Annotated in this window: 20 protein-coding genes; 8 read left to right on the forward strand and 12 right to left on the reverse strand. The window is 59.5% G+C overall.

Annotated elements, in window-relative coordinates:
• Nucleotides 1–68: 68 nt before the first annotated feature.
• Nucleotides 69–2,159, reverse strand: coding sequence for an elongation factor G (gene fusA / locus KUV52_RS11485; protein WP_222526072.1), 2,091 nt, complete (start codon nucleotides 2,157–2,159; stop codon nucleotides 69–71).
• A gap of 427 nt (nucleotides 2,160–2,586) precedes the next feature.
• Between fusA and KUV52_RS11490 the strand changes: the two genes are divergently transcribed.
• A complete protein-coding gene (locus KUV52_RS11490) occupies nucleotides 2,587–2,889 on the forward strand; it encodes a DUF6665 family protein (protein WP_222526073.1) in 303 nt (100 codons plus the stop codon).
• On the opposite strand, the gene KUV52_RS11495 is transcribed toward KUV52_RS11490, so the two are convergent.
• Nucleotides 2,877–4,373, reverse strand: a complete 1,497-nt coding sequence (locus KUV52_RS11495) for a hypothetical protein (protein ID WP_222526074.1) — start codon at nucleotides 4,371–4,373, stop codon at nucleotides 2,877–2,879. The two genes, KUV52_RS11490 and KUV52_RS11495, sit on opposite strands and share 13 nt — an antisense overlap.
• 87 nt (nucleotides 4,374–4,460) lie before the next feature.
• Nucleotides 4,461–5,624, reverse strand: a complete 1,164-nt coding sequence (locus KUV52_RS11500) for a carbohydrate porin (protein WP_222526075.1) — start codon at nucleotides 5,622–5,624, stop codon at nucleotides 4,461–4,463.
• Nucleotides 5,625–5,752: 128 nt separating this feature from the next.
• On the opposite strand from KUV52_RS11500, the gene KUV52_RS11505 reads away from it, so the two are divergent.
• Nucleotides 5,753–6,292 carry a carboxymuconolactone decarboxylase family protein gene (locus KUV52_RS11505; protein ID WP_222526076.1) on the forward strand — a complete coding sequence of 180 codons (540 nt, stop codon included), beginning with the start codon at nucleotides 5,753–5,755 and terminating at the stop codon, nucleotides 6,290–6,292.
• On the opposite strand, the gene KUV52_RS11510 is transcribed toward KUV52_RS11505, so the two are convergent.
• The 5 genes from KUV52_RS11510 to KUV52_RS11530 are packed head-to-tail and all read right to left on the reverse strand — an operon-like array spanning nucleotide 6,289 to nucleotide 11,369.
• A complete protein-coding gene (locus KUV52_RS11510) occupies nucleotides 6,289–7,464 on the reverse strand; it encodes a hypothetical protein (protein ID WP_222526077.1) in 1,176 nt (391 codons plus the stop codon). The two genes, KUV52_RS11505 and KUV52_RS11510, sit on opposite strands and share 4 nt — an antisense overlap.
• Complete coding sequence (locus tag KUV52_RS11515; RefSeq protein ID WP_222526078.1) at nucleotides 7,461–8,144, reverse strand: ABC transporter ATP-binding protein; 684 nt, start codon at nucleotides 8,142–8,144, stop codon at nucleotides 7,461–7,463. The genes KUV52_RS11510 and KUV52_RS11515 overlap by 4 nt, the downstream gene beginning before the upstream one ends.
• A gap of 13 nt (nucleotides 8,145–8,157) precedes the next feature.
• On the reverse strand, nucleotides 8,158–9,384 hold the full coding sequence (locus KUV52_RS11520; RefSeq protein ID WP_222526079.1) for an ABC transporter permease: 1,227 nt from the start codon (nucleotides 9,382–9,384) through the stop codon (nucleotides 8,158–8,160).
• Entirely contained in the window at nucleotides 9,374–10,600 is a 1,227-nt protein-coding gene (locus tag KUV52_RS11525; RefSeq protein ID WP_222526080.1) for an ABC transporter permease, read from the reverse strand. The genes KUV52_RS11520 and KUV52_RS11525 overlap by 11 nt, the downstream gene beginning before the upstream one ends.
• 10 nt (nucleotides 10,601–10,610) lie before the next feature.
• A complete protein-coding gene (locus KUV52_RS11530) occupies nucleotides 10,611–11,369 on the reverse strand; it encodes an outer membrane lipoprotein-sorting protein (protein ID WP_222526081.1) in 759 nt (252 codons plus the stop codon).
• A gap of 579 nt (nucleotides 11,370–11,948) precedes the next feature.
• On the opposite strand from KUV52_RS11530, the gene KUV52_RS11535 reads away from it, so the two are divergent.
• From KUV52_RS11535 to KUV52_RS11545, 3 genes are all read left to right on the forward strand, one after another.
• A complete protein-coding gene (locus tag KUV52_RS11535) occupies nucleotides 11,949–12,116 on the forward strand; it encodes a hypothetical protein (RefSeq protein ID WP_222526082.1) in 168 nt (55 codons plus the stop codon).
• Nucleotides 12,116–13,576 carry a disulfide bond formation protein B gene (locus tag KUV52_RS11540; protein ID WP_222526083.1) on the forward strand — a complete coding sequence of 487 codons (1,461 nt, stop codon included), beginning with the start codon at nucleotides 12,116–12,118 and terminating at the stop codon, nucleotides 13,574–13,576. The genes KUV52_RS11535 and KUV52_RS11540 overlap by 1 nt, the downstream gene beginning before the upstream one ends.
• A 150-nt stretch (nucleotides 13,577–13,726) precedes the next feature.
• Nucleotides 13,727–14,221 carry an MgtC/SapB family protein gene (locus tag KUV52_RS11545; protein WP_222526084.1) on the forward strand — a complete coding sequence of 165 codons (495 nt, stop codon included), beginning with the start codon at nucleotides 13,727–13,729 and terminating at the stop codon, nucleotides 14,219–14,221.
• A 3-nt stretch (nucleotides 14,222–14,224) separates the two neighbouring features.
• Here the strand turns inward: KUV52_RS11545 and KUV52_RS11550 are convergent, their stop codons facing one another.
• Nucleotides 14,225–14,881 (reverse strand): CAP domain-containing protein, encoded by a 657-nt coding sequence (locus tag KUV52_RS11550; protein WP_222526085.1) that lies wholly within the window; start codon nucleotides 14,879–14,881, stop codon nucleotides 14,225–14,227.
• Nucleotides 14,882–14,949: 68 nt separating this feature from the next.
• On the opposite strand from KUV52_RS11550, the gene KUV52_RS11555 reads away from it, so the two are divergent.
• Both KUV52_RS11555 and hrpA read left to right on the forward strand, forming a co-directional pair.
• Nucleotides 14,950–15,744 carry a cyclase family protein gene (locus KUV52_RS11555; RefSeq protein ID WP_222526086.1) on the forward strand — a complete coding sequence of 265 codons (795 nt, stop codon included), beginning with the start codon at nucleotides 14,950–14,952 and terminating at the stop codon, nucleotides 15,742–15,744.
• 60 nt (nucleotides 15,745–15,804) lie between these two features.
• A complete protein-coding gene (hrpA, locus tag KUV52_RS11560; RefSeq protein ID WP_222526087.1) occupies nucleotides 15,805–19,677 on the forward strand; it encodes an ATP-dependent RNA helicase HrpA in 3,873 nt (1,290 codons plus the stop codon).
• Between the two features lie 185 nt (nucleotides 19,678–19,862).
• On the opposite strand, the gene KUV52_RS11565 is transcribed toward hrpA, so the two are convergent.
• From KUV52_RS11565 to KUV52_RS11575, 3 genes are all read right to left on the reverse strand, one after another.
• Nucleotides 19,863–20,249, reverse strand: a complete 387-nt coding sequence (locus tag KUV52_RS11565; protein WP_222526088.1) for a DUF2541 family protein — start codon at nucleotides 20,247–20,249, stop codon at nucleotides 19,863–19,865.
• Nucleotides 20,250–20,439: 190 nt separating this feature from the next.
• Nucleotides 20,440–20,796 carry a cytochrome c3 family protein gene (locus tag KUV52_RS11570; protein WP_222526089.1) on the reverse strand — a complete coding sequence of 119 codons (357 nt, stop codon included), beginning with the start codon at nucleotides 20,794–20,796 and terminating at the stop codon, nucleotides 20,440–20,442.
• A 2-nt stretch (nucleotides 20,797–20,798) separates the two neighbouring features.
• On the reverse strand, nucleotides 20,799–22,301 hold the full coding sequence (locus tag KUV52_RS11575; RefSeq protein ID WP_222526090.1) for a flavocytochrome c: 1,503 nt from the start codon (nucleotides 22,299–22,301) through the stop codon (nucleotides 20,799–20,801).
• Between the two features lie 210 nt (nucleotides 22,302–22,511).
• Here KUV52_RS11575 and KUV52_RS11580 point away from each other — a divergent pair, with 210 nt between their 5' ends.
• Nucleotides 22,512–23,288 carry a TetR/AcrR family transcriptional regulator gene (locus KUV52_RS11580; protein WP_222526091.1) on the forward strand — a complete coding sequence of 259 codons (777 nt, stop codon included), beginning with the start codon at nucleotides 22,512–22,514 and terminating at the stop codon, nucleotides 23,286–23,288.
• Nucleotides 23,289–23,418: the final 130 nt, after the last annotated feature.

The raw sequence follows: 23,418 nt of genomic DNA on the forward strand, positions 1-23,418 counted from the left end.
GAAATGGCATTAAAAAACCCCGGTGCTTACGCAACCGGGGTTTTCTTCAAGAATCAGCCGAAGTCAGATTACTTCTTAGCTTTCTTCTCTTTCTGCTCAGCGATAACGGCTTCAGCAACGTTGTTCGGGCAAGCAGAGTAGTGGCTGAACTCCATGGAGAACTGGCCACGACCAGAGGTCATGGTACGCAGGTGACCGATGTAGCCGAACATTTCGGACAGCGGTACGTCAGCCTTGATGCGAACGCCAGTTACGCCAGCTTCCTGGTCTTTGATCATGCCGCGACGACGGTTCAGGTCACCGATAACATCACCAACGTGATCTTCCGGAGTGAACACGTCAACCTTCATGATCGGCTCCAGCAGCTGCGGAGAAGCCTTCGGAATGGACTGACGGAAAGCGCCTTTAGCGGCGATTTCGAACGCGATGGCGGAGGAGTCAACGGCGTGGAAGGAACCGTCGAACAGCTCAACTTCAACGTCCAGAACCGGGAAGCCAGCCATGGTACCGGTGGCCATCATCTCTTTGAAGCCTTTCTCAACGGCAGGCCAGAATTCCTTCGGTACGTTACCGCCCACAACAGTGGACACGAACTTGAAGCCGGAACCCTGCTCGCCAGGCTTGATGCGGTAGTCGATCTTACCGAACTGACCGGAACCACCAGACTGCTTCTTGTGGGTGTAGCTGTCTTCAACCGCGGAGGTGATGGTTTCACGGTAGGCTACCTGCGGCTGACCAACGATCAGTTCAACGCCGTAGGTACGCTTCAGGATGTCTACCTTGATGTCCAGGTGCAGTTCGCCCATACCTTTCAGGATGGTCTGGCCGGACTCTTCGTCGGTTTCAACCTGGAAGGACGGATCTTCGGAAACCAGTTTACCGATGGCGATACCCATCTTCTCAACGGAACCTTTGTCCTTCGGCTCAACCGCGATGGAGATTACCGGATCCGGGAAGATCATCGGCTCCAGGGTGCACTCGTGCTTCGGATCACACAGGGTGTGACCGGTCTGTACGTTCTTCATGCCCACAACGGCGATGATGTCACCAGCCTGAGCGGTGGTGATTTCAGTACGGTCGTTAGCGTGCATCTCAACCATACGGCCGATACGCTCGGTCTTACCGGTGTGAGAGTTCAGGATGGTGTCACCCTTCTTCATGGTACCGGAGTAGATACGGATGAAGGTCAGGGCGCCGAAACGGTCATCCATGATCTTGAACGCCAGAGCGCGCAGCGGCTCTTTCTCGTCAACGGTAGCAACTTCGCCAGTCGGCTCACCGGTTTCTTTGTCGGTCAGCGGCTGAGCGTTTACTTCGGTCGGAGCCGGCAGGTAGTCAACTACCGCGTCCAGGATCAGCTGGATACCTTTGTTCTTGTACGCAGAACCACAGTAGGTCGGGAAGAACATCAGGTCACGGGTACCGGTACGGATGCAGCGCTTGATGTCTTCCAGAGACGGCTCAACGCCCTCTTCCAGGTATTCCATCAGCAGATCTTCGTCGGCTTCCAGAGCGGTTTCGATCAGCTCTTCACGGTACTGAGCCGCTTTCTCTTTCAGCTCTTCCGGGATCTCAACAACTTCGTAGTTCTCCGGCAGACCAGAGTCGTCCCATACGTAGGCTTTCTGGCTCAGTACGTCTACAACGCCAGTGAACTCGTCTTCGATACCGATCGGCAGAGTCATAACCAGCGGACGGGCAGCCAGTACGTTCTTCACCTGATCAACAACGCGGTAGAAGTCTGCACCCATACGGTCCAGCTTGTTCACGAAGATCAGACGAGCAACTTTGGATTCGTTAGCGTAGCGCCAGTTGGTTTCGGACTGAGGCTCTACACCGCCGGAACCACAGAATACACCTACACCACCGTCCAGTACCTTCAGGGAGCGGTATACTTCAATGGTGAAGTCAACGTGCCCAGGGGTGTCGATGATGTTCAGGCGATGGTCGTTCCAGAAACAGGTAGTCGCAGCAGACTGAATGGTAATACCACGCTCAGCTTCCTGCTCCATGAAGTCAGTAGTAGTGGAGCCGTCGTGAGTGTCACCGATCTTGTGGATCTTACCGGTCAGCTTCAGAACCCGCTCGGTAGTAGTGGTTTTACCAGCATCTACGTGGGCGAAGATGCCGATGTTTCTGTACTTGGAAAGGTCTGCCATTTTTGTACTCTATTGGTCAGGGTCAAACAAAATTGCGCGGTAGTATACAGGAATTCCCAAAGGTTTACGAAATCTTCGTCCTCTGGAAACGCCACCTGTAACAAATGCTCCGCCACCTTACCTTCCGGCTGGAACTCGCGGCATCTCTGCCTGCGGTGAGGACCGGCGAAGGATAAGTGTAGGCCGCGCTGAGTCTGACGCGAGTGCGGTCAGATCGTATTTGGTTGGCTTTGAATCTTGGATGATGGATATCCTTAATCGCCGTCGCATTTTAGCGGCTTTTATGGCCATGACAAGACAAGCTTGACGGGAATTGGTTCTTGTGGGATCCGAGCGCCATCTCACATCCGTGTTGGCAGAGACGTTCTACCCTTTCAGAAGGCGGGGAGAAGGCATCTCCCCTGAGAGGCCACCGGGAGTGGAAACCATGAACAGCCGATACTTCAAGGAAGACCATCATCAGGGACTGGAATGGGAATTTATGAAGGAGCAGAGCGGCGCACTCGGCAGGGCAGGCGATTCGCTGAAAAAGGCGATCAAGCACTACCGCGCGCTGCCGCCCTCTCACCCGGAGAGAGAGAAAGCGCTGGCGGCCGTTTCTGACGCGCTTTGGCAGTTACAGATGCAGCGTGAATTTGTGGGCTTTGTGGACAGCAACCTGCAAACCATACTGGCGGAGTTTGACGTGCCGAAAGAGGCGCTAACCAAACTGGGCCATCAGGGTGACTGAGGCGTTCCAACGACCCCCACTTCCAACTTGATGTGGTGGTAGCTGCACCGGCCACCGTCCGTCACACCAAACTGGCTGGCCTCGGTGACCGTCCAGACCGCCCCCATGGGGGCAGTGCCAGCCTCGAACTGGCCAAGTGCCTGCTGTTGGGTGCTGTGGCACAGTGCGTCGGTCGGCATCAGTAGCGCGGCCTCGTCCAGCGGCAAAACCAGCGGCGCATCCTGCTGATCCTGTTCTTTTACGCGGGGGTGGGCCAGATGGACGGTCAGCGCTGACGGGGCTCCCCGAGCGCGATCTCCCGCTTGCAGAAAGTGGTTCAGCTGATGCTGCCGTTGATACAGCCACACCCCTCCTTCGCCGACAACCTGCCACTCTCCGGCATCAATGCGTAATGCGGTATTGGCTTCGATGGCGAGCTGATTGACCGTTCCGGTCATCAGCAGTCCGGTCAGCACAGGCTGAGTCTCCAACTCGCTGTCTTGCCAGCTCTCCACACTTTCACTGAGCAACTCCACCAGAGCGCTGGCCGCTCCGCCGCTTGCGGCTAACAGCAGATCGTCATTCATGAAGCGCTGCAGGACCCGCTTCAGATCCGGAGTCGCCTCACCCTCAGCCGTCATAAGGCTGGCGCGGACCAGATCCGCTGCCCCGTCCGCGATGTAGATCCCATCCGCCTTGTCCAGCCAGTGCATCGCCAGTTCCGGCTGCAGACAGACCTGCTGCTGGTAGGCGACCCGTTTGGGGTAGAGCCGTTGCCGATTCAGGTTGCCCTGCACCTGTTGACGATACTGCTCGAGCTTGTGGCACTGGTGAGCCTGACGTGCTGCCTGAAGGCTGGCATCCAGAGGCAGCCAGTGCACCGTGATGTCCGCATCGGCAAACAGGGACAGTACAGCATCACTGGCGGCAAAGGGGTCCCGGTTGCCGCTGCTCATTACCACCAGTGTGGGTTTGGATTGGCGCTGCTTCAGCCGGGAAATCAGCCTCTCAATGACGCGCTCTGTGGCAGGAGTGTGCCCCGCAGATGGCCAGGCGGTGGCGCGCTTGCGGGTGCCATAGCGGTCGGTCTGCGGGCGCTCCAGTGCATCCTGAAGCCAAAGCCGCTGGGCGCCATTCAGCGATGTCAGCCACTTCGGTTCAGGCTCAAGGGTTTGCCAGAACGCTTCGGCGGAGAGGTCGGGATCGCCCAATTCCTCAGCGATGGCACGGAGTCCCAGACGCATCGCCGTCAGGGCGTCTGGCGAGAGCCCCAGCACAGGGCCATCCAGTTGGGCCAACGTCGATTCGGACAGTGACAACTGTGGTCCGCGATAGGCGCTGCGCAGTTGCAGAGGATCGATCGCAGTGCGCTGGCAGTGGGTCATCCTGTCGCTTTGACAGAGGGTGAGTTGGCCGGTCAGAAACAGGGATTCTGCCCGCATCGGCAGGGGCAACAGGGCAAGGCCCAGCAAGGGAGCCAACCAGAACAGAGTGGGGCGCAACACGAAAACGCGATCTCCTTTCGCCGTGAGCCGGAATGGCGACATTGTGCCCGGGAGTGGCGTGTCATTTCCACCGGTTGAGGGTTTGCCTCAATAGAAAATGCGCCCCCTCAGGCCATACATTATGACGCTGCTCTCGCCCGGATTCAGTGCCGGATTCTGGATAAACTGAATGTCCGGAGTCAGTTCCAGATAAGGCAGGGCCTTGAACAGGAAGAACAGCTCCCAGGTCCACTGGTCATCCGTCCCCGGCACCTCTGCCCAGTTGACTGCCGCCCCCAGGGTACTGCCCTCAGCCAGGCCATAGTAGCCGGTTCCCACACTGACGGACGTCTCCGCCAGAGTCCCGCTGTCTTCGCTGAATCCGGCCCGGACAAAGGGCAGCCAGGCCCCCAGCATGGTGGAGGCGGAGAGATTGATCCCCCGTCCCTCATTGGTGCCCTGCTTGTCACTCTCGTCCGCATGCCACAGAGTCAGATGGACATTGTTGAGGTAGATCTGCTCCTGATCCGAGGTCCAGCCCAGCTCCAGGCTGGAGAAGTAGCGGTTATCCGAGAAGAAGGTTTCAAACCCTTTAAAGGGTTCGGTGGGGTCGGACTCCATATCGGTCAGGCCCGCGATCACGAACCAGTTCTCCCCCAGCATGGTGGCGCCGGCGATACCCAGAGTGGCGTCGCCGGGCAGGGCCACGGTGGTGGTGCCGGTGCTGAAGGCGAAGTTCATAAAGCCGGTCCATGGACTGGCCAGGGCGTAGACATCAAAGTAGTCGGTGGCGTCGAGAAAGCCTGCAACGAAGGTGGCTCTGCCGTCAGCCAGCCGCTGCTTCCAGTAAAGGTTGGTCAGACGGGTCTTTTCATCGCTGAATGGCGGCGTAACCAATCCCAGCCCCCCAACGCCAAACTCAAACCCCTTCACTGAGGTATCGGTGTAGCTGTGGCGGTGCTCCAGTTTCCAGACCAGAGAACCGGTGTTGCTGCTGTTCCGCTTCACCAGCGCCCAACTGCCATAAAAGCGCGCCATGCCGCTTGCGGCATTGTCGTCGGCACCCGGCAGAGCGTCACTGGCCCACAGCGCCACCGCGGAGTAATCGAATCCCAGGCTCAGTCCCCGCTCCGCCCAGCGGTCTTTCAGCGCAACAGGGTGACGTTTCTTATCCTGTTCCAGCTGATTGTCTACGGCATCGGGGCCACCGAAGGTGGCACTGAAACCGGCCATCGGCAGAGCGATAAGGAGTACAGGCAGTAGCAGGCGCATCGGTTCAGGCTCCAGTAGTGCACTCCATTAAAGCTAGCATTCTCAATGGCTCACGGGGGGTGAACGTACGCCTTATTGGATCCGGTCTAGGCTTGGAGAGCCACAGAGTGCATCCCAAGGACAGCCCTATGACCGAGTTCATCCTCTACGACCAGGACAATGCCCCACAAGCCAGCCGCCGTTTGCTCGAGAGTTCAAAGAAGGCGTTTGGCATGATCCCGAACCTTCACGCGGTGATGGCGGAGTCGCCGCAATTACTGGCGGCTTACCAGCAGGCGCACCAGCAATTTCTGGAGAGCAGCCTGGATGCCACCGAGAAGACCGTGGTCTGGCAAACCATCAATCGATTCCATCAGTGTCACTATTGTCTGCCCGCCCACACCGCCATCGCCCACGGTATGGGGGTGGATAAGGCGGTGATTGAGGCGCTCAGGGAGGGCGGCCCGTTGCCCAACCCGAAACTGCAGATCCTCCATGACACCACGCTGGCTCTGGTGCGGGATCGTGGGCAACTGAGCGAAGCTCAACAGGCGGCCTTTATGACGGCGGGTTATGACCGAAGGAATCTGCTGGAGATTGTGCTGGCGATTGGCCAGAAGGTGATGAGCAACTTCACCAACCATCTGGCCCATACGCCGGTGGACGACCCCTTTAAGCCGTTCGTTTAGAAGTTCCAGCGGATCTGGCCAAACAGCAGAGTGGCGGGGGTTTCGCCAAACAAACTGTCGCTGCTGCCGTCAAAGCGCTGCACAACCCCCAGCAGTTGCCAGTCATCGGCCAGGGAGTGGCTCGCATTAAGGCCAACAAAGTAGGAGCCATCGTCGTAAGCGGTGGCGGAGAGGGTCAACCGGGTCAGGGCGGTCAGATCGGCGCTGACGTCGCCGTAGCCGCTCCAGCGGGTGAAACTCAGGGTACGGGCGGTCAGGGGCAGATTCAGAAAGGCGAGGGCGCTGTCCGGCTCCTGCGGGTTGCTGATGTAGAGCAGGGCGCCGCGTACCATCCAGTTGCGGCGGCTGACAAAGCTGTAATCGCTCTCCAGGGTGGCCACGGTGGCCGCTTCCAGAGGCACCTCCTGCCAACTGTCCCGGGTGGGCTCGAACCGGCTCACTTCGCCACGGACCCCTGCGCCTCCGATATCACCCGCCATACCGACGCCGATAACCGCGTCGAGGCCGGATTTGCCCACCAGGATCTGGCCGTCCCAGCCCTTTCGATTGAACAGGTAGCGACCGGCGTAACTGGTGAACTCGCTCTCCCGGGCCGGGTTGTAGACCAGATCCAGCTGGCTGGCGAAACCCAGTTTTCGGCTCACCAACACCGCGTCGCTGCCCGGCCGCTCCTCGTAATCGAAGTCGTAGATGGAGTAGCTGTTAAACAGGTCATTCGGATTCCATAGGGTGGCCATGGCCCAGTTGATGCGAAACCGTCCTCCCCGGAGTTGCCAGTCGTTGTCTTGCCAATCCAGGTAGAGGCGGTCGAAGGTGGTGGTGCCCACCAGGCCACTTTTGTCGATCCAGTTGTGGGTCAGGTCCAGGTAGCCATCGTCCCGGCCCACCAATCCACCAAAGCCGGGCAGCTCCGCCGTGTCACCAGCCAGCACCCGGTTGCGCATGCCTGCATTGACCCTGAGGGAGTCGGAGAAGCGATACTCGAAGTTAAAGCGCTGGTGCAGAAGGTGGTCCAGCCCATTCTCACCCTCGTCCGCTATCGTGCCGGTGGCCATGTACTTGATGTAGCCGCCAAGATCCCAATTTTTCTGTGGAGCAAGACCGGGCACGGTGGCCTGAGCCACCAAGGGGATAAGCAGGATGGATGCAAGGGCCAGACGGGCGGCTGTCACTGCTGGCGATCCTCGGTGATGCGGCCGTCTTCAATTACGATCACCCGTCGGGCCCGGGTGATCACACGGGGGTCATGGGTGGAGAAGATAAAGGTGGTGCCCTCGGTTTCGTTCAACTGCTGCATGATGTTCAGCAGATCCGTGGTGTTCTGGGCATCCAGGTTGGCGGTGGGCTCATCCGCCATCACAAAGCGGGGGTGTGGCGCCAATGCGCGCGCCACTGCCACACGCTGCTGTTGCCCCCCGGAGAGTTTGGCGGGGACTTTGTTGAGGTGGTCTTTGAGCCCGACCTGAGTCAGCAGTGCCGTGGCCCTCTCCCGGCATTCCGCTTCGCTGTGGCCCTGCAACTGCATCACAAACTCCACGTTTTCGAGGGCGGTCAATACCGGCAGCAGGCTGTAGTTCTGAAAGATAAAGCCGACGTTGTCCCGGCGAAACGCGATCATCTGGTGCTGACTGAGATCATTAAGGCAATCTTCATCGATGTGGATGGTGCCTTCGCTGGGGACGTCGATGCCCCCCAGCATATTGAGCAGCGTGGTTTTGCCCGAACCAGAGGGGCCCATGATGGCCACAAACTCACCCTGCTCGATGGTCAGGTCAATCTGGCGCACCGCATGAACCGGAAACTCGGAATCGGGGTTGTAGATTTTGCTTAAACCTTGAATCGTTATGGTCATGGTCGCCTCAGTATCATTGGGCCATGGCGTCCACTGGACGCTGTTTCAGGATCTGTCGGGCGGGATAGAGCGCAGACAGCAGACTGGCGACAAGCACGGTGACCAGCACCATCAGGTAATCGGCGGGGTGCACCAGGGGGTAGAGCTGCGTATCGGCGCCAAAGGCGGCCAACCCCTCCGCCATACTGCCTAGGGGGATGCCGGTATCGGCAAGCCATGACATCAGCGCCAAGCTGGCGAGCAGTCCCAGCACACCGCCGCAAACGCCAAGCAGGGTGGCCTCCAGCAGGATCAGGATTAAGATGCGGGGCTTGGTCATCCCCACCGCCATCAGCACCCCGAACTCCCGGGTGCGTTCAAACACCGACATCAGCATCACGTTGACGATGCCGAAGCTCATCGCCAGCACGTAGATCCCCAGGATGATGGCGTTGCTGATCCCCATCTGGCCGATGATGGCCGCCAGCATGGGCTGGACGGTTTGCCAGTCGCGAACCTGGCTCTCTGAGCCCGCGATCCGGGTCAGCGCTTCTTTTACCGCCTCGGTCTCGGGGTGGGGAAGTTCACCGCCGTCGTCCGTGACGATGGCGATCTCATGGACACCCTGCAGATGAGCCAGCTTGGCAAGGTCCGGCTGACGGACATACAGGTTGGCGTCATCAAAGGCGCTGATGGGACTCTGGTACAGGCCCCGCACCCGAAAGGCGGCGCCGGTCACTTCGCCCTCAGGGTCTGTAAAGGTCAGCACCACCTTGGAGCCTACTTTCAGCCGCAGACGCTCAGCGGTCTTGCTGGAGAGCACCACCGGGTTACGACCCTGTTCATCGAGCCAGGCGCCCTGGCGAATGTGATCCGCCACCGGAGTGACCCCCGCTTCCCGTTCCGGCACCACGCCGTTGATGCGGATGCCCCGGGTACTGCGCGCCGAGGCGACCATCCCCTCGGCGATAAGGCGACTGGACCACCCGGTGACCGTCGGTTGCGTTTCCAGCCAACGGGTGAGGGCATCGGCGTCCTGCAGCGTGTCCTGAATGTCCGGATGGGTCAGGTAACGGCTGTTGTGGACCTGAAGATGACTGGTCTGCCAGGCGATGGCGTTCTGAATCATGTTGCCGTACAGGCCGTTGATAAAGCCGATCATCACGATCACCCCCAGCAGGCCGAAGGTCATGGCGCCGAGCATGATGGCGGTGCGCAGTTTGTTGCGCCAGAGATTGCGCCAGGCGAGCTTAACCAGCATGGCCACCTCCCATCAGGGCGGACACCAGGTCGAGCCGGTAGATGCGCCAGAGGGGGTAGAGCAGGCAAAGGGCCAGTATCAGCAGCACAATCAGGATCTGTTCGCCAAACAACCAGGGTTCAATCATGGCGGGAAGCAGCGGATCCCAGCCCATCTGCCGAATCATCTCGCCGGTGTCCCCGCCCAGAGTGATGGGGTCGAGGTAGAGCCAGAGCAGAATCGGAAAGGCCAGCAGCAGGCCCAACGCCACGCCGATCACCGAGATAAAGGCGGACTCAATCATCACCAGACCCAGCAGCTTGTGACGCAGCATGCCAGTGGCCAGCATTACCCCAAACTCCCGTTGGCGCTCCAGCGTCATCATCAGCAGAGTGGCAAACAGGCCGAAGCCCACGACGCCGTAGAGCAACCCGATCATAAAAACCCCGCCGGCCCTATCCAGTGCGATCTGCTGAGCCATCTCCGGGGCCAGGTCCTGCCAGTCCCGGATCCGCTGTGACGGATAGTGCGCCGCCAGTTTGTGAGCCACCTCCGGCAGGGTGGATAGAGGGGAGGTGTGCAGCACCCAGGCGGTAACCTGGTCGCCGGTGCTGTAGAGGTTTTGGGCCAGGGGAAGTGGCAGGTAAACCAACTGGTTGTCGATGCCGGGCATGGGGAAACGCAACAGACCCACGATGGGGTAGAGCCCCGCCGCGGTTTGCCCCCGGTAGCCCTGGCCGTAAAGCACCAACTTGTCGCCAACCTCCAACTCCAGGAAACGGGCCAGCCCCTCACCGACCAACACGCCGCCGTCGTCATCGGTCAGATAGCGCCCCTCAACCACCCGCTCCGCCACCCGGGCGTAATCCGCTTCCAGTGAGGGCACCACCCCCATCACCAGTGCCCCCTTGGAACGCTGCTCGCCCGCCGCTAGGGCAAAGGACTCCAGCCTGGGCAGAACATGACTGATTCTTGGCAGGGACCGGGCCGGTTCGATAAAGCGGGGTGCCCCGGGAACCAGATCGTCGATGCTCTGGCTCTCACCGAAATCGGGATGCTGGATCTGCAACAGGCCGGTGGCAAAGCGGGCGGCGTTATCGATGTTATTGGCGTAACTGCCCTCCTGCAGGCTTCGGGTCAGCAGTGAGAGCAACAGGGCAAGGGCCAGTGCCCCGGCGGTCAGCAGGGTGCGCCGCTTCTGTCGCCAGAGATTTCGCCACGCCAGCTTAACCAGCACTTAGGCCTCCTTAATCCCGCAGGGACTTCATCTGGGACTGGGAGAAGAAGCCGTCATCAATGGCGAAGTCGAACTGGGCAGAGTGGGTGAGGATCTCGGTTTTCTGGCCGGGCTTGTCTGCGGGCAACATCTCCATCCGGGTGGCGACGGCGCGCCCCCCCATCTCCTGAATGTCATAGGTTTTCAGGGTGTTCACCAACTCATCAAACTCATCGTAGAAGGTGACCTGACGCTGGAGGTAGCTGGACTGGCTGATCCAGATCCGGATTTTGCTCCACACCACCGGGGCATCGGGTTTGGCCACCGCATCGATCACCCAGGTGTCGTCGCCATCGTAGGATTCGGTGCCCACCAGTTGGTGGGTGTAATCCACCACGATGGAGGATTGGTTGATCAGGTCATCATTGGTGAAGTCGGAACCCATCCAGGACTGGCCCAGCATGGAGGGGGCGATTTTGACCACCCGCTCGATTGAGGGGATCCAGTTCCACATCTCGCGGTAACGCTTTAGCGACGCGCTGCCCCTGTCCCGTGCTGGTGCGGTCACCAGAACCAGCGACAGCTCCTGTCCCTTGGTCCAGCTCTTCATGCTCATGCTTCGGGTCCAGTCCGGCCGGATGATGTTCATGGTCATCTCGGCGTAACTCGACTCGCCCCGCATCTGGGCATCGGACCGACGGACAATCTCCGTAGCGTCAGGCTCAGTGGCTGAAGTAAGCAGGGGGAAGAGAAGCAGAAGCAGCAATCCGGCTACGCGTGTAGGTCCCATGGCAGCATCCCTTAACAGGCCATTGTCTTAAGTCTGACAAAGTGTTGGCCGGGGTGAAAAGTGAGCACACCACTCAGGATGGACGAAAAAACGCCACCAACACAAGTGCTTGGTGAGAAATTGCTCAGCGAATCCTTGTGCCCGGATTTTCACCATGTCGGAGCTGGATCCGGTTTCTCTTTGGTCTGCCTGAACAGGACTGTTACCACTGTTAAGAAGTATGTGACTAAAAAGGCGATTTTGTGCGGAAGGATTGGCTGGATCACCTTTTTTAAACCGTTGTTTGTGCCAATTCTCAACCCATTTTGAAAATCTCGAGTAGGACTGATAAATCGCGCCAATAAATGAAACATATTATCCAGTTAAGAGAGGGGGATTTGGGCGGGTTTTCGCATTTGCAATCAATGGTCAAAAGGGGCAGGTGCCAGTGTGAAGCCGGTGACATTTTTTCGAATGAGCTATCGGTAATCTTCTTCGCCGAGACGGTGGTGACGCAAACCCTGGTGTGAGTTGGACTCGCGTCGGGCGTCCTGCCAAAACCCTGAACCGGCCCGCAGAGGCCGACGATTGGAGAATACCGTGGAGTTTTTGCTCTTCTGTCTGGTGTTTGTCAGCGCCTTCCTGGTGGCGTTTAAGCCCGAAAAAGAGAAGCTGGCCAGCCGCCTGCTGGTGATCAGCATTCTGCTCAGCATGTTTATCTGGTTCGTGATGACCGCGTCCATGCTCATTCCGGCGGGGAACCTGTAATGAATAAAGCACTTCTGAACGACGTGATGATGAACCGCATCATCGCTATCGCGTCCATGGCACTGATTGCGCTGCCGGTCGGTATCGCTTGTATCATTCTGGGTTTCGGCATGGGTGATAACCCCTGTGCCCTGTGCTGGCAGGAGCGCACCGCCATGGTGCTGGTGTCCCTGATTGCCTTGTTCATTACCCGCTACGGCTTCAAGCCGAAGTACATCGGTTTGCTGCTGCTGACCGCGGTTTACGGTCTGTTCGCGGGCTACCGCCACAGCTCCGCCCACATCCTGCGCGACATCGGCCAGGGCTTCGGCCCCGCCATCTTTGGCGTGCACACCTACGTGTGGGTAATCGTGGTGTTCCTGGTGATCCTGATCTTCGCTGGCGTGCTGTTGCTGCTGCAGGGTGACAAGCTGGTTCAGTGGACCGAAAACACCCGTTGGGAAGGCCTGAACAAAGCCGCTGCCAACGTGTTCCTGGTGGTAATCGCGTTCAACATCGTGCAAGCCTTCTCCCAGACCGGTCCGGCACCGTTCCTGGGCCAGGGTGACCCGGTTCGCATGACCTTCAACCCCCAGAACATCATCTGGTCTACCGCCAAGTGGGATGGTCTGTCCAAAGTGTCCCTGCGTGGTGCGTACTCCATCGCCAAGCCGGACTTTACCGACATGGCCAAGAACGACGCGACCCGCACTGACGCTGCCACCGAGCTGAGCGCAGTGAAGAGCGTGACCCTGCCAGCCGAGATCCAGGGCGTGGTGACTGGCATCAGCTACAACGCCAACAGCGAGCTGTTTGCCGTGGTGACCAACGAAAACTGGGTTGCCTTCCTGAACCGTGACCTGACTGAAGTTCTGGCCAAGGCCAAGATCGACCCGAACTTCTCTGTTGAGATCTCCAACCTGGCCGGTGTGGCTTTCGACAGCGACAACAGCGTACTGCTGAGCGCTGACCACAAGAGCTTCGCTCGCGTGGCTTACGATCCGAGCGCCAAGCTGGCGGACTACTACGCCAACTTCTTTGAAGGCACTGATGGCATCTCCGAGTCCAAGCGCGGCCGCTTCGAGACCGCTCGCGCCAAGTACAACTACGTAGGCAGCGTCGGCTACGACGCCGCCACCAACGAGTACCTGATGGTGACCCTGCCGGACGCGAAGCGTAACAACTTCGTACTGGTACGCCTGAGCGGTGCCGACTTCAAACTGAACAGCGAACGCGTTCTGACCATCGACGCGGACGCTCTGCCGATGGTGACCGGTGTTGAAGTGGAAGGCGATCGTCTGGTGATGCTGAGCCAATCCGGCCAGCAGCTGCTGTCCGTTGATGCTGCGACCGGTACCGTTATCGGTGCTGCTGACCTGGCCGAAGCCGGCAACCTGCAAGCCATGACTCAGCAGGACGACCACTATCTGGTGGTGGACGCTGCCCAGGGCAACAACCAGGTGCGTTTCTACGCCAAATAAGCGACATCAGTCTGCATCGAAAGGCCGGGAAGTTTCCCGGCCTTTTTTTATTGCCTCATCAACAAAAATTCCCTTTGCACCGGACCGGTTTCGGCGTAGATTGCGTCGATTTTTTCCGTTTGCATATTCGAGTTTCCGGGGAGGGCAGCGATGTCTGAATGGTTATCCATTGCGCCGTTTGAGTGGTCACGCGTTGGTGCGGCGCTGTTCTGTGGTTTTCTGGTGGGCCTTGAGCGTCAGCTCCGGGGCAAACCGGTGGGGATCCGCACCTCATCGCTGATTGTGCTGGGCACCCACCTCTTTATCGTGGCTTCCATGACGCTCAACAACGAGATGACCGACACCTCCCGCATCATCGGGCAGGTGGTCACCGGGGTGGGCTTTCTCGGCGCCGGGGTGATGTTGGCGCGGGATGGCATGGTGGTCGGGGTGACCTCTGCCGCCACCATCTGGGCGCTGGCGGGTATCGGCGTCTGTCTGTCGGTGCTCAGTCCGTTGCTGGCGATCAAACTGTCGGTGATTGTGGTGGCGATCCTCTATGGCGTCGACGTGGTGGAAAACTGCTCCTCCGCTCTGACCCGTGGCGTCCACAGCAGCTACTACGACCTAAAACGTCGTATCCGCGGCGGCTTCCGCGAAGAGTAAGCCCTAAGGGGTGTCAAAGAACTCGGCGGCAAACTTCTGTACGCAGAGATACCCGTAGAGCGGGTGGGTGCCAAAACCGATGCCCACCCGCCGATATCGGGGCTCCATAATGGCCTGCCGGTGGCCTCGATCCGGCACCCCGTCATCGATGATCAGCGCCATCACCACGAAACGGCCGATCATCCGGTCCGCATCGCCGTAGAACAGGTTTTCCCCCGCCAACTCCCGCCACTGGCCGTAGCGGCTTATCCGGTCCGCGGGGGTGGAACCATTCCTGCCGATGTGGCCAATGCGGGCCTGTTTGGCCTGCTCCTCCCGGTAATCCCTGGCGGCCAGAGTCAGTCCGTATGACGGAGTCAGCGCCGGGGCGGGTTTAGCCCGCTTCATGGCGGTGATCGCCTCCTCCAGCGCCGCCTCGCCCTCCTGAGTTTCCACCACCTGAATCAACCCCGGCCGGGCTTTACGCCAGGGGGGATCCACAATCTCGCCATTACGGTAGTAACGCCGCATCGGCTCCAGTACCTCTTTGGCGTAGCGGACCGGCTCGGTACGGGCAAAGTTGAGTTCCGCCAGAACCTCGGATTCGACCCCGGAAAGCGTCAGAGGGGCACCCCATCCCGGCGCCACCCAGAGCAGAATAAGCACAATCATCACTCTCATGCTTTCAGCTTAGTTTGTCGTCGGGGCACTACACTCAGGCCCTGAGAGAAAACCGAAGTGGAGGCGTTATGGCACGGATAGGCATTATGGTGGCAATGATGTTGATGACGGCCTGGGCCGGGGCGCAGCCCTGGCAAGGGCGCTGGGTGGACCTGACTCACCCCTTCTCGGCGCAGGCGATCTACTGGCCGACGGCAGACACCTTTGAAAAGACCACGGTGTTTGATGGCATTACCGATAAAGGGTTTTACTACTCCGCCTTTAATTTCCGGGCAGCGGAGCATGGGGGAACGCACGTCGATGCGCCGGTGCATTTCGCCAAAGGGCGGCGGGGTGTGGCTGACATCCCACTGGAGCAGTTGATTGGCACCGGTGTCGTGATCCGGGTGGCGGACCGCATCGGGGAGTCACGCAACTACCAGATCACCGTTGAGGATCTGCACCGCTGGGAGGCCCAACAGGGTCGCCTGCCGGAGGGGGCCATTGTGCTGTTTGACACCGGTTCGGCGCAGTTCTGGCCCGACAGAAAGCGCTATATGGGTACGGCAGAACGCGGTGAAGGGGCGGTGGCCAAGTTGAGCTTCCCGGGTATCGCCCCGGCGCTGGCCCGCTACCTGATTGAGGAGAGGGCAATCAAAGCGGTGGGGATCGACACCCCCAGCATCGACTTCGGGGGCTCCACGCTGTTTGAGACCCACCGAATCCTTTTTGAGGAGAATGTCCCCGGCTTTGAGAACGTGGCCAACTTGTCGGCATTGCCGGAAACCGGTTTCCAGGTGATCGCACTGCCGATGAAGATTGCCGCAGGCAGCGGGGCCCCACTGCGCATCATCGCTTTTGTGCCGGAGGCGTCGGAGCGGTAGCCCGGAAGCGGGGGGTTTTGGTAGTATCCCCCGCTTATCTAGAACGAGCAGGATACCCCGTTGAGTCACAGCAATCCCTTTGCCCCAGAACACCTTGCCCTCTGTATGCAGGCTGACGCAGCCGCCATCCGTCGACGCCTGTCGGGGATGAAAAAGATCCAGGACAAGGCCAAGAAGGCAAAGCTCACCGAGCAGCTGACCGAACTGGTCGGTCAGAGTCAGCAGCGGGTCGCCCTGCGGGCGCAGAATGCCCCCAAAGTACGCTACCCGGACCTGCCGGTTTCCGATAAGCGGGATGAGATTGCCGAGGCGATCGCCAACCACCAGGTGGTGATCGTGGCAGGGGAGACGGGTTCCGGTAAAACCACCCAGCTGCCCAAGATCTGTCTGGAGCTGGGGCGGGGCCAACGGGGTCTGATCGGCCATACCCAGCCCCGCCGTCTGGCGGCGCGTGCTGTGGCCAGCCGTGTGGCTGAAGAGCTGGAATCCTCGCTGGGACAACATGTGGGCTTTAAGGTGCGGTTTGCGGACCAGACCTCACCGGACAGCTACATCAAGCTGATGACCGACGGGATCTTGCTGGCGGAGATCCAGCATGATCGCTGGCTCGACCAATACGACACCCTGATCATCGATGAGGCCCACGAGCGCAGCCTCAACATCGACTTTATTCTGGGCTACCTGAAGCAGCTGCTGCCCAAGCGTCCGGATCTCAAGCTGATCATCACCTCCGCCACCATCGACGTGGCGCGCTTCTCCCACCACTTCGGTGCGGCACCCATTATTGAGGTGTCTGGCCGTACCTACCCGGTGGAGCAGCGTTACCTGCCACTGGTGCAGGAGGAGGGCCCGGATCTGGACCTGATGGAGGGGATCTTCGCCGCCGTTGACGAATTGTGCGATGAGGGCCCGGGTGACATCCTGATCTTTATGAACGGCGAGCGGGAGATCCGCGACGCCGCCGACGCGCTCAACCGTCGCAACCTGCGGGACACCGAGATCCTGCCGCTCTATGCCCGCCTTTCCCACTCGGAGCAGGCGCGGATCTTTTCGCCCCACAGTGGCCGCCGCATCGTGCTGGCCACCAACGTGGCGGAAACCTCACTGACGGTGCCGGGGATCAAGTATGTGATCGACCCGGGCACCGCCCGGATCAGCCGCTACAGCTATCGCACCAAGGTGCAGCGCCTGCCGATCGAACCTATCTCCCAGGCCAGCGCCAACCAGCGTGCCGGGCGTTGTGGTCGGGTCAGCGAGGGGATCTGCATCCGCCTCTACAGCCAGGAGGACTTTGAGTCCCGTCCGGCGTTTACCGATCCGGAGATCCTGCGTACCAACCTGGGTTCGGTGATCCTGCAGATGCTGGCACTGGGGCTGGGTGATATCGCCGCGTTCCCCTTTATCCAGCCGCCGGACACCCGTCATATCAAAGACGGTATGACCCTGCTGGAGGAGCTGGCTGCCATTACGGTGAAGAAGGGCGATCCGAAGATGACCCCGCTGGGTCGTCAGCTCGCGCGTCTGCCGATTGATCCCCGTCTGGCGCGTATGGTGATTGAGGCCCAGAAACAGGGCTGCGTGCATGAAGCGATGGTGATCGCCGCAGCGCTCTCCATCCAGGATCCCCGTGAGCGTCCCATTGAGCGACAACAGGCAGCGGATGAGAAGCACAGCCGCTTTGCCGATAAGGGCTCCGACTTTATCGCCTTCCTGAATCTGTGGGATCACATCAAAACCCAGCAGAAGGCGCTGTCGGGCAACCAGTTCCGCCGCCAGTGCAAGAGCGACTTCCTCAACTACCTGCGGGTCCGGGAGTGGCAGGACCTCTATTCCCAGCTGCGTCAGAGCCTGAGTGATCTGGATATCCGTCTGACCATCGGTGAGCGGGCAGGGGAGGATCAGATCCACCGGGCACTGCTGGCGGGCCTGCTTTCGCATATCGGTATGAAGGAGGCGGAAGGCCACTTTAAGGGCGCCCGCAACACCAAGTTCTACGTCTTCCCCGGTTCGTCGCTGGCCAAAAAGCCGCCCAAGTGGCTGATGGCGGCCGAACTGACCGAAACCAGCCGCCTGTTCGCCCGTACGGTTGCCAAGTTCGACCCGGAATGGGTGGAACCGCTGGCGGGCCACCTGATCAAGCGCAGCCACAGCGAACCGCACTGGGAGAAAAAGCCCGGCTCCGTGGTGGCGTTTGAGCAGGTCAGTCTCTATGGCGTTGTGGTGGTGCCTCGTCGCAAGGTGCAGTACGGCCCGGTAAATGCCGTAGAAGCGCGGGAGATCTTTATCCGTGAAGCTCTGGTGGGCGGTGAGTTGGGGCTCAACGAGGGTTTCCTGAAAAAGAACCTGGCGCTGATCAACGAGGTGCAGGATCTGGAACACAAATCCCGTCGCCGCGACATTCTGGTGGACGAACAGACGCTGTTCGCTTTTTATGATGAACGGGTTCCGGAAGGGGTCTACACCCGTCAACGCTTCCAAGGTTGGTGGAGTACTGAGCGCCGCAAACAGCCGGAACTGCTGGATTTTGAAAAATCCGACCTGATGAAGCGGGATGCCGACCATATCGGCGAACAGGACTACCCGGATTTCTGGACTCAGGGCGACATCACCCTGCCGCTCTCCTATCAGTTTGAGCCGGGGGCGGAGGATGACGGGGTCTCCCTGCACCTGCCCATTGCGCTGCTGAACCAGATGGCGCCGGAGGGCTTCGACTACCTGGTGCCGGGCCTGCGTCACGACCTGCTGGTGGCGCTGATCAAGACCCTGCCCAAGCCGCTGCGCCGCAACTTTGTACCGGCTCCCAATTACGCCAGCGCCACGCTGAACGCCATCACGCCGTTTGAGATGCCACTGCTGGAGGCGCTGTGCAAACAGCTGTTGCGGATGACCGGTACCCGGGTGACCCCAGAGGACTTTGACCTCTCCGCCCTTGATAAGCACCTCACCTTCAACTTCAAGGTGGAGGACGATAAGGGCAAGCTGATCGCCCAGGGCCGGGACCTGCTAGAGCTGAAGCAGCAACTCAAGGGACAGATGAAGCAGGTGATCGCCACGGTGGCGGACAGCGGTATTGAGCAGCGCGGCCTGACTGACTGGACTCTGGGGGACCTGCCGAAAAGCTACGAACAGAAACGTGGCGCCTACGCAGTGAAAGCCTATCCGGCCCTGGTGGACGAGGGCGAAAGCGTGGCGGTGAAGCTGTTTGATGCCGAGGACAAGGCGGCCCAGGCCAACCGTGCGGGTTTGCGCAAGCTGCTGCTGATCAACGTGCCCAGCCCGGTGAAGTACCTGCAGCAGAAGCTGCCCAACAAGTCCAAACTGGCGATGTACTTCAACCCCTTTGGTCGGGTTGACCTGCTGATCAACGACTGCATCGATGCCGGGATCGATAAGATCCTGGCGGAGCACAAGCTGGCAGTGGCCAATAAGGGGGACTTCGAGACGGCGCGGGATGTGGTGCGCGCGGAGCTGAACGAAACCGTGGTTGGCATTGCCGAACAGGTGGAAAAAGTGCTCACCAGCTGGGGCGGGATCCGCAAGAAACTGAAGGGCAAGATCAGCCTGGATATCGCCTTTGCCATGTCGGACATTCAGGCTCAGTTGGATCGCCTGGTCTACAAAGGCTTCGTGGCGGATACTGGCTGGGACCACCTGGACGATCTGAACCGTTACCTCAAAGGGGTGGAGCGTCGTCTGGAGAAGCTGCCGGTGGACCCTCATCGCGACAAGTTGCATCTGCTCAAGGTGCAGAAGGTGGAGCAGGCTTACCAGGCTGCCCTGAACAAGCTGCCCAAGGGCCAGTCGGTGCCGGAGTCGCTCAAGGCGATCCGCTGGTTGCTGGAGGAGTATCGCATCTCCTGCTTTGCCCAGGCGCTGGGCACCAAGGTGCCGATCTCCGACAAGCGTATCCTTAATGCCCTGAACGAACTGTAAGGGCACAAAAAAGCCACCCGGATGGGTGGCTTTTTTTTACTTGTAGCGAGGGCTTACAGCCCACGGGCTGCACGGGGCTCGGAGCACCATAACCGTGGGCTCAAAGCCCAAGCTACGAATGCGAGGCACCATTTTACGAAGATCTGCGTTGACCCTTTCTTATGCTTTAAACCGGTCCGTTCGGCTTAGCGCTCCCGGCCCATCACAGTTACGCCAGCGGTGGAACCGTCGGAGTTGCCGAACACTTCAATGTGGGTGACACAGCGACGGTAGGCGAACTTGCGCCAGTCGGTCTCTTCGCCCTTCTTCATATCGCGAAAGAAATTGAAGGTGCGGGTATCGCCGTTCTGAAAGGTCACCTTGATCCGTTTCAGGTGCAGACGGCGCTTCGCCTTCAGCTTGATGGCATCGGTATTGCGGCACACCAACAGGGGGATATCGGCGCCACGGTTACCATGCTCAAGCAGGATGGTTCGGCCCAGGGTAAAGTCATCGCCAGCCAACGCAGAAGCGGGTGCCAGCAGGGTCATGGTGGTCAGAATGATGCCACCAATCAGGGATTTCAGAGTCATGAGGGTGATTCACGGTATCTTGGGGGCGCGGAAGATACTGCGGTTAGTGGCAACGAGCCATCCGATTGTGCGCAAAACCGGACGCAGACCACGTTTCGGAACGGGATAGGCCTGCTGCAGAGCACCGTATAACACGGCACAGAAAAACGCGGGCCGAAGCCCGCGTTGCGACGAGGTATCCCCGGAGGCGCTAACCGTTGAACTTGGGATAGTCGAAGTTATGACACTCCTGGCACAGGGCCTTCTTCGGCGTGTGTTCACCGTGACAATCCATACAGGGGGCATCCTTGCCGTAGTGCAGACTGTCATGGGGGTTCTGTTTCGCTTCCTCTCCTTCACGGGCGGTCTGTCTTGCCAGCCCTTCCGGGTCATGACACTGCAGGCACGCCGCGTCTGAGGGGTAGCGCTTCAGCCCCTGATCGTGGCAGCTTTCGCAGCCCGCTTCATACAGGGATTCGTGGTAAGCGCGCTTCTGCATTGCTTCGGCTGGGTGAGCCAACAGCATCACCAACAGGGGGCAGGCGAGCGTCATCAGAAATTTGTTCATGTTCAGGCCTCCATCATGGAACGGGCAGCGATGATGCCAAAGGCAAGGCATTCGGGGGTGGCGCAACCACCGAGGCGGCTGACTCCGTGAACCCCTCCGGTCACTTCACCGGCGGCGTACAGTCCGGGGATGGGCTGCCCGCTGGCCGCCGCAATCACCTCTGCTTTTGGATTGATCTGCACGCCGCCCTGGCAGTAATGCACCTTGGGCCAGAGGCGCTGGACGATAAAGGGCGGGGTCAGCTTGATGCCGCGACCGGCATCCATGCGCTTGCCGAACTGCGGATCCACTCCTTCGTCGACGTAGCGGTTCCAGTCGGTAATCTGCTGTTTCAGCGGTTGCAGCGGCACATCAAAGTGCTTGGCCAGCGTTTCCACAGAGTCGAACTCCCAGGCCACGTTGTACTTCAGCACCTTCTCCATAGAGGGATCATTCTGCGCTTCATGCTTCGGGGCGATAAGCAGGGCCGGGTTGGGTTTGCCATCCTGGTCACGACGCTGCAGTTCAAGGTCTGCGCGGGTTTTACGGTCGGCGATCTCATTCATGAATCGCTGACCGGTGTTGCGATCGATGGCGATGGCATGGGGGAAGTTGTAGAGCGCAAAGCCCGCGCCGTAACCGAAGCCTCCCTCATCCGGAGACGCCCAGGGACCGGATTGAATGTGGGAGAGGTGCACCGGAGTGGCACCGGCTGCCAGCATCTCAATCAAGCCATCGCCGGTGGCGCCCTTGGCGTTAGTGCAGCCCACTTCAGCGGTCAGGGTCGGATCCTGAGCCTGACGGAAGTTGATGTTGAAGCCGAAGCCGCCGGTCGCCATCAACACGCCACGCGCCGCACGAACCTGGATGGTCTCGCCGCTCTTCTCCTTGCCGAAGTGGTAGCCCCGACGGATTTCAACACCGATAACCCGGCCGCTCTTATCGCGGATCAGGTGTTCGAACTTGTGGCGGTTGTAGGTCTCCACCCCCATCTCCCGGGCGGTTTTCAGCAGCGGTTGGATGATGCCGGCGCCAGAGCGCTCAACCACCTGATGGCTGCGGGTGGCGCTGGTGCCACCGGTGGTGATGATGTGGTCGCGGTAGACGGATCCGCACTCCTTGGTCAGCTGGTAGACGTAGGGACCCAGTTCCGCACTGGCGCGCAGCAGTGCTTCGCTGGCGAGGCCCCGACCCGCTTTGAGCTGGTCCTGCACCATCAGGTCCGCACTGTCTTCAATGCCCAGTTTCTTCTGCAGGTCGGTACCGGCAAAACAGGCCTGGCCAGCGTTCAGCGTACTGTTGCCACCGAATACCCCCATCTTCTCGAACACCACCACACGCTTGGCGCCAAGCTTGCGGGCTTCCACAGCGGCGGCCAGTCCGGCAAAGCCGGAGCCGATGATCACCACGTCATACTCGCTGTGCCACTCCGGCTCCTTTCCGCACTGGGCGGCCGCCAGGGGCAGGGTGGCCCCCATGGCGGCGACACCGGCGCCGAGCTTCAGAAACTGTCGTCTTCCTTTCATGGTCCTTGCCTCAATGTTTGAACTCGGGGGCCACTGTAAAGGGGTTGGTGGGCGGTAAAGTTTGAAAGCGCTCACAACAAGTTTTCCGTCGAAAAGGTTTTCTTGACGGAGTAGGAAAACCTCATACGGAATATTTTTGTGAGCGTAGGCGCAATAAATTTTCGGTGGCTATGGGAGAGTCGCAAAACCATCAAATAGGGACGAAGTGTAATGTCTTGCCCCAAATCCAATCTGGACATCATTCAATGTGATGAGTTGCTGAATGTGGCGGAGGCCCTGGTTGAGGAGCATGGCGTGGTCTCCTTCCGCTTTGCCCAGATCGCCAAGGATGCTAACTGCTCCAATCACACCCTTTACAAGCACTTTCGCAGCCGTGAGGATGTGCTGGTGTGCCTGTTTTTGCGCAACTGTACCTCCAACTATCTGCCGTACTTTCTCAGCCTGACCCCCGACCTGACGGCGTTTCAGCGTGCCGCGCTGCCAGCGGTATTCTCCAATGTGGCGGTACAGCGCAATGCCACCTTCGATACCCTCAGAGTGGTCTCCATCAACAGTCTGTTCTGGCAGCCTGCCAGTGATGAAAAGGGGCAATTGCTGCGCCAACGGGTGAATCTGTTCTGGGACCGGGTTCGATTCCACGTACAGGAGGCGGCGGACAGCGCCGCCCTAAGTGCCGACGATGACGAGATATTGGAACTGACCCAGAGCCTCTATTTCTTTATGGCGGGAATTCTTTCCTCCTATGAAAGTCAGTTGATGAGTGAGAAATATCTGACTGAGCGGGACCCCACCTTTTACCGGCATCTTGAAAAAGTGCTCGGTCAATATTCCTGGAACCAGTCAACCTCTATTGAGGAATTAACGGAACTGGGGCGGAAAGTGAACCAGTTCTTTGACCGGCACTACCAGGAGAACAAAAGTTGCCGCTGCTGCCGGGAACTGAACGGCTTTACCGAGATAGAGGCGCTGAATCGAGCCCGCCCATAAGGCGGGCCTGCTGTTCCTCAGTTTGAGAGAGAACCCCATTGAACCGGAAGAGATTAAGGCTCAAAATGCGGCGCCTTCACCGGCACCGTGCCTGGGCACGGCTGCGCCGGGATCAGCCAGACCGAGGAGA

The sequence above is a fragment of the Ferrimonas balearica genome, from assembly GCF_019802055.1.
Classification (GTDB): Bacteria; Pseudomonadota; Gammaproteobacteria; order Enterobacterales; family Shewanellaceae; genus Ferrimonas; species Ferrimonas balearica_A.

Coding starts and splice junctions, on each gene's coding strand:
- KUV52_RS11520 (WP_222526079.1), bottom strand. CDS start 9,384: ATGCTGGTTAAGCTCGCCTGGCGCAATCTCTGGCGCAACAAACTGCGC.
- KUV52_RS11580 (WP_222526091.1), top strand. CDS start 22,512: ATGTCTTGCCCCAAATCCAATCTGGACATCATTCAATGTGATGAGTTG.
- KUV52_RS11500 (WP_222526075.1), bottom strand. CDS start 5,624: ATGCGCCTGCTACTGCCTGTACTCCTTATCGCTCTGCCGATGGCCGGT.
- KUV52_RS11490 (WP_222526073.1), top strand. CDS start 2,587: ATGAACAGCCGATACTTCAAGGAAGACCATCATCAGGGACTGGAATGG.
- KUV52_RS11575 (WP_222526090.1), bottom strand. CDS start 22,301: ATGAAAGGAAGACGACAGTTTCTGAAGCTCGGCGCCGGTGTCGCCGCC.
- KUV52_RS11530 (WP_222526081.1), bottom strand. CDS start 11,369: ATGGGACCTACACGCGTAGCCGGATTGCTGCTTCTGCTTCTCTTCCCC.
- KUV52_RS11515 (WP_222526078.1), bottom strand. CDS start 8,144: ATGACCATAACGATTCAAGGTTTAAGCAAAATCTACAACCCCGATTCC.
- KUV52_RS11555 (WP_222526086.1), top strand. CDS start 14,950: ATGGCACGGATAGGCATTATGGTGGCAATGATGTTGATGACGGCCTGG.
- KUV52_RS11565 (WP_222526088.1), bottom strand. CDS start 20,249: ATGACTCTGAAATCCCTGATTGGTGGCATCATTCTGACCACCATGACC.
- KUV52_RS11545 (WP_222526084.1), top strand. CDS start 13,727: ATGTCTGAATGGTTATCCATTGCGCCGTTTGAGTGGTCACGCGTTGGT.
- KUV52_RS11570 (WP_222526089.1), bottom strand. CDS start 20,796: ATGAACAAATTTCTGATGACGCTCGCCTGCCCCCTGTTGGTGATGCTG.
- KUV52_RS11540 (WP_222526083.1), top strand. CDS start 12,116: ATGAATAAAGCACTTCTGAACGACGTGATGATGAACCGCATCATCGCT.
- fusA (WP_222526072.1), bottom strand. CDS start 2,159: ATGGCAGACCTTTCCAAGTACAGAAACATCGGCATCTTCGCCCACGTA.
- KUV52_RS11505 (WP_222526076.1), top strand. CDS start 5,753: ATGACCGAGTTCATCCTCTACGACCAGGACAATGCCCCACAAGCCAGC.
- KUV52_RS11550 (WP_222526085.1), bottom strand. CDS start 14,881: ATGAGAGTGATGATTGTGCTTATTCTGCTCTGGGTGGCGCCGGGATGG.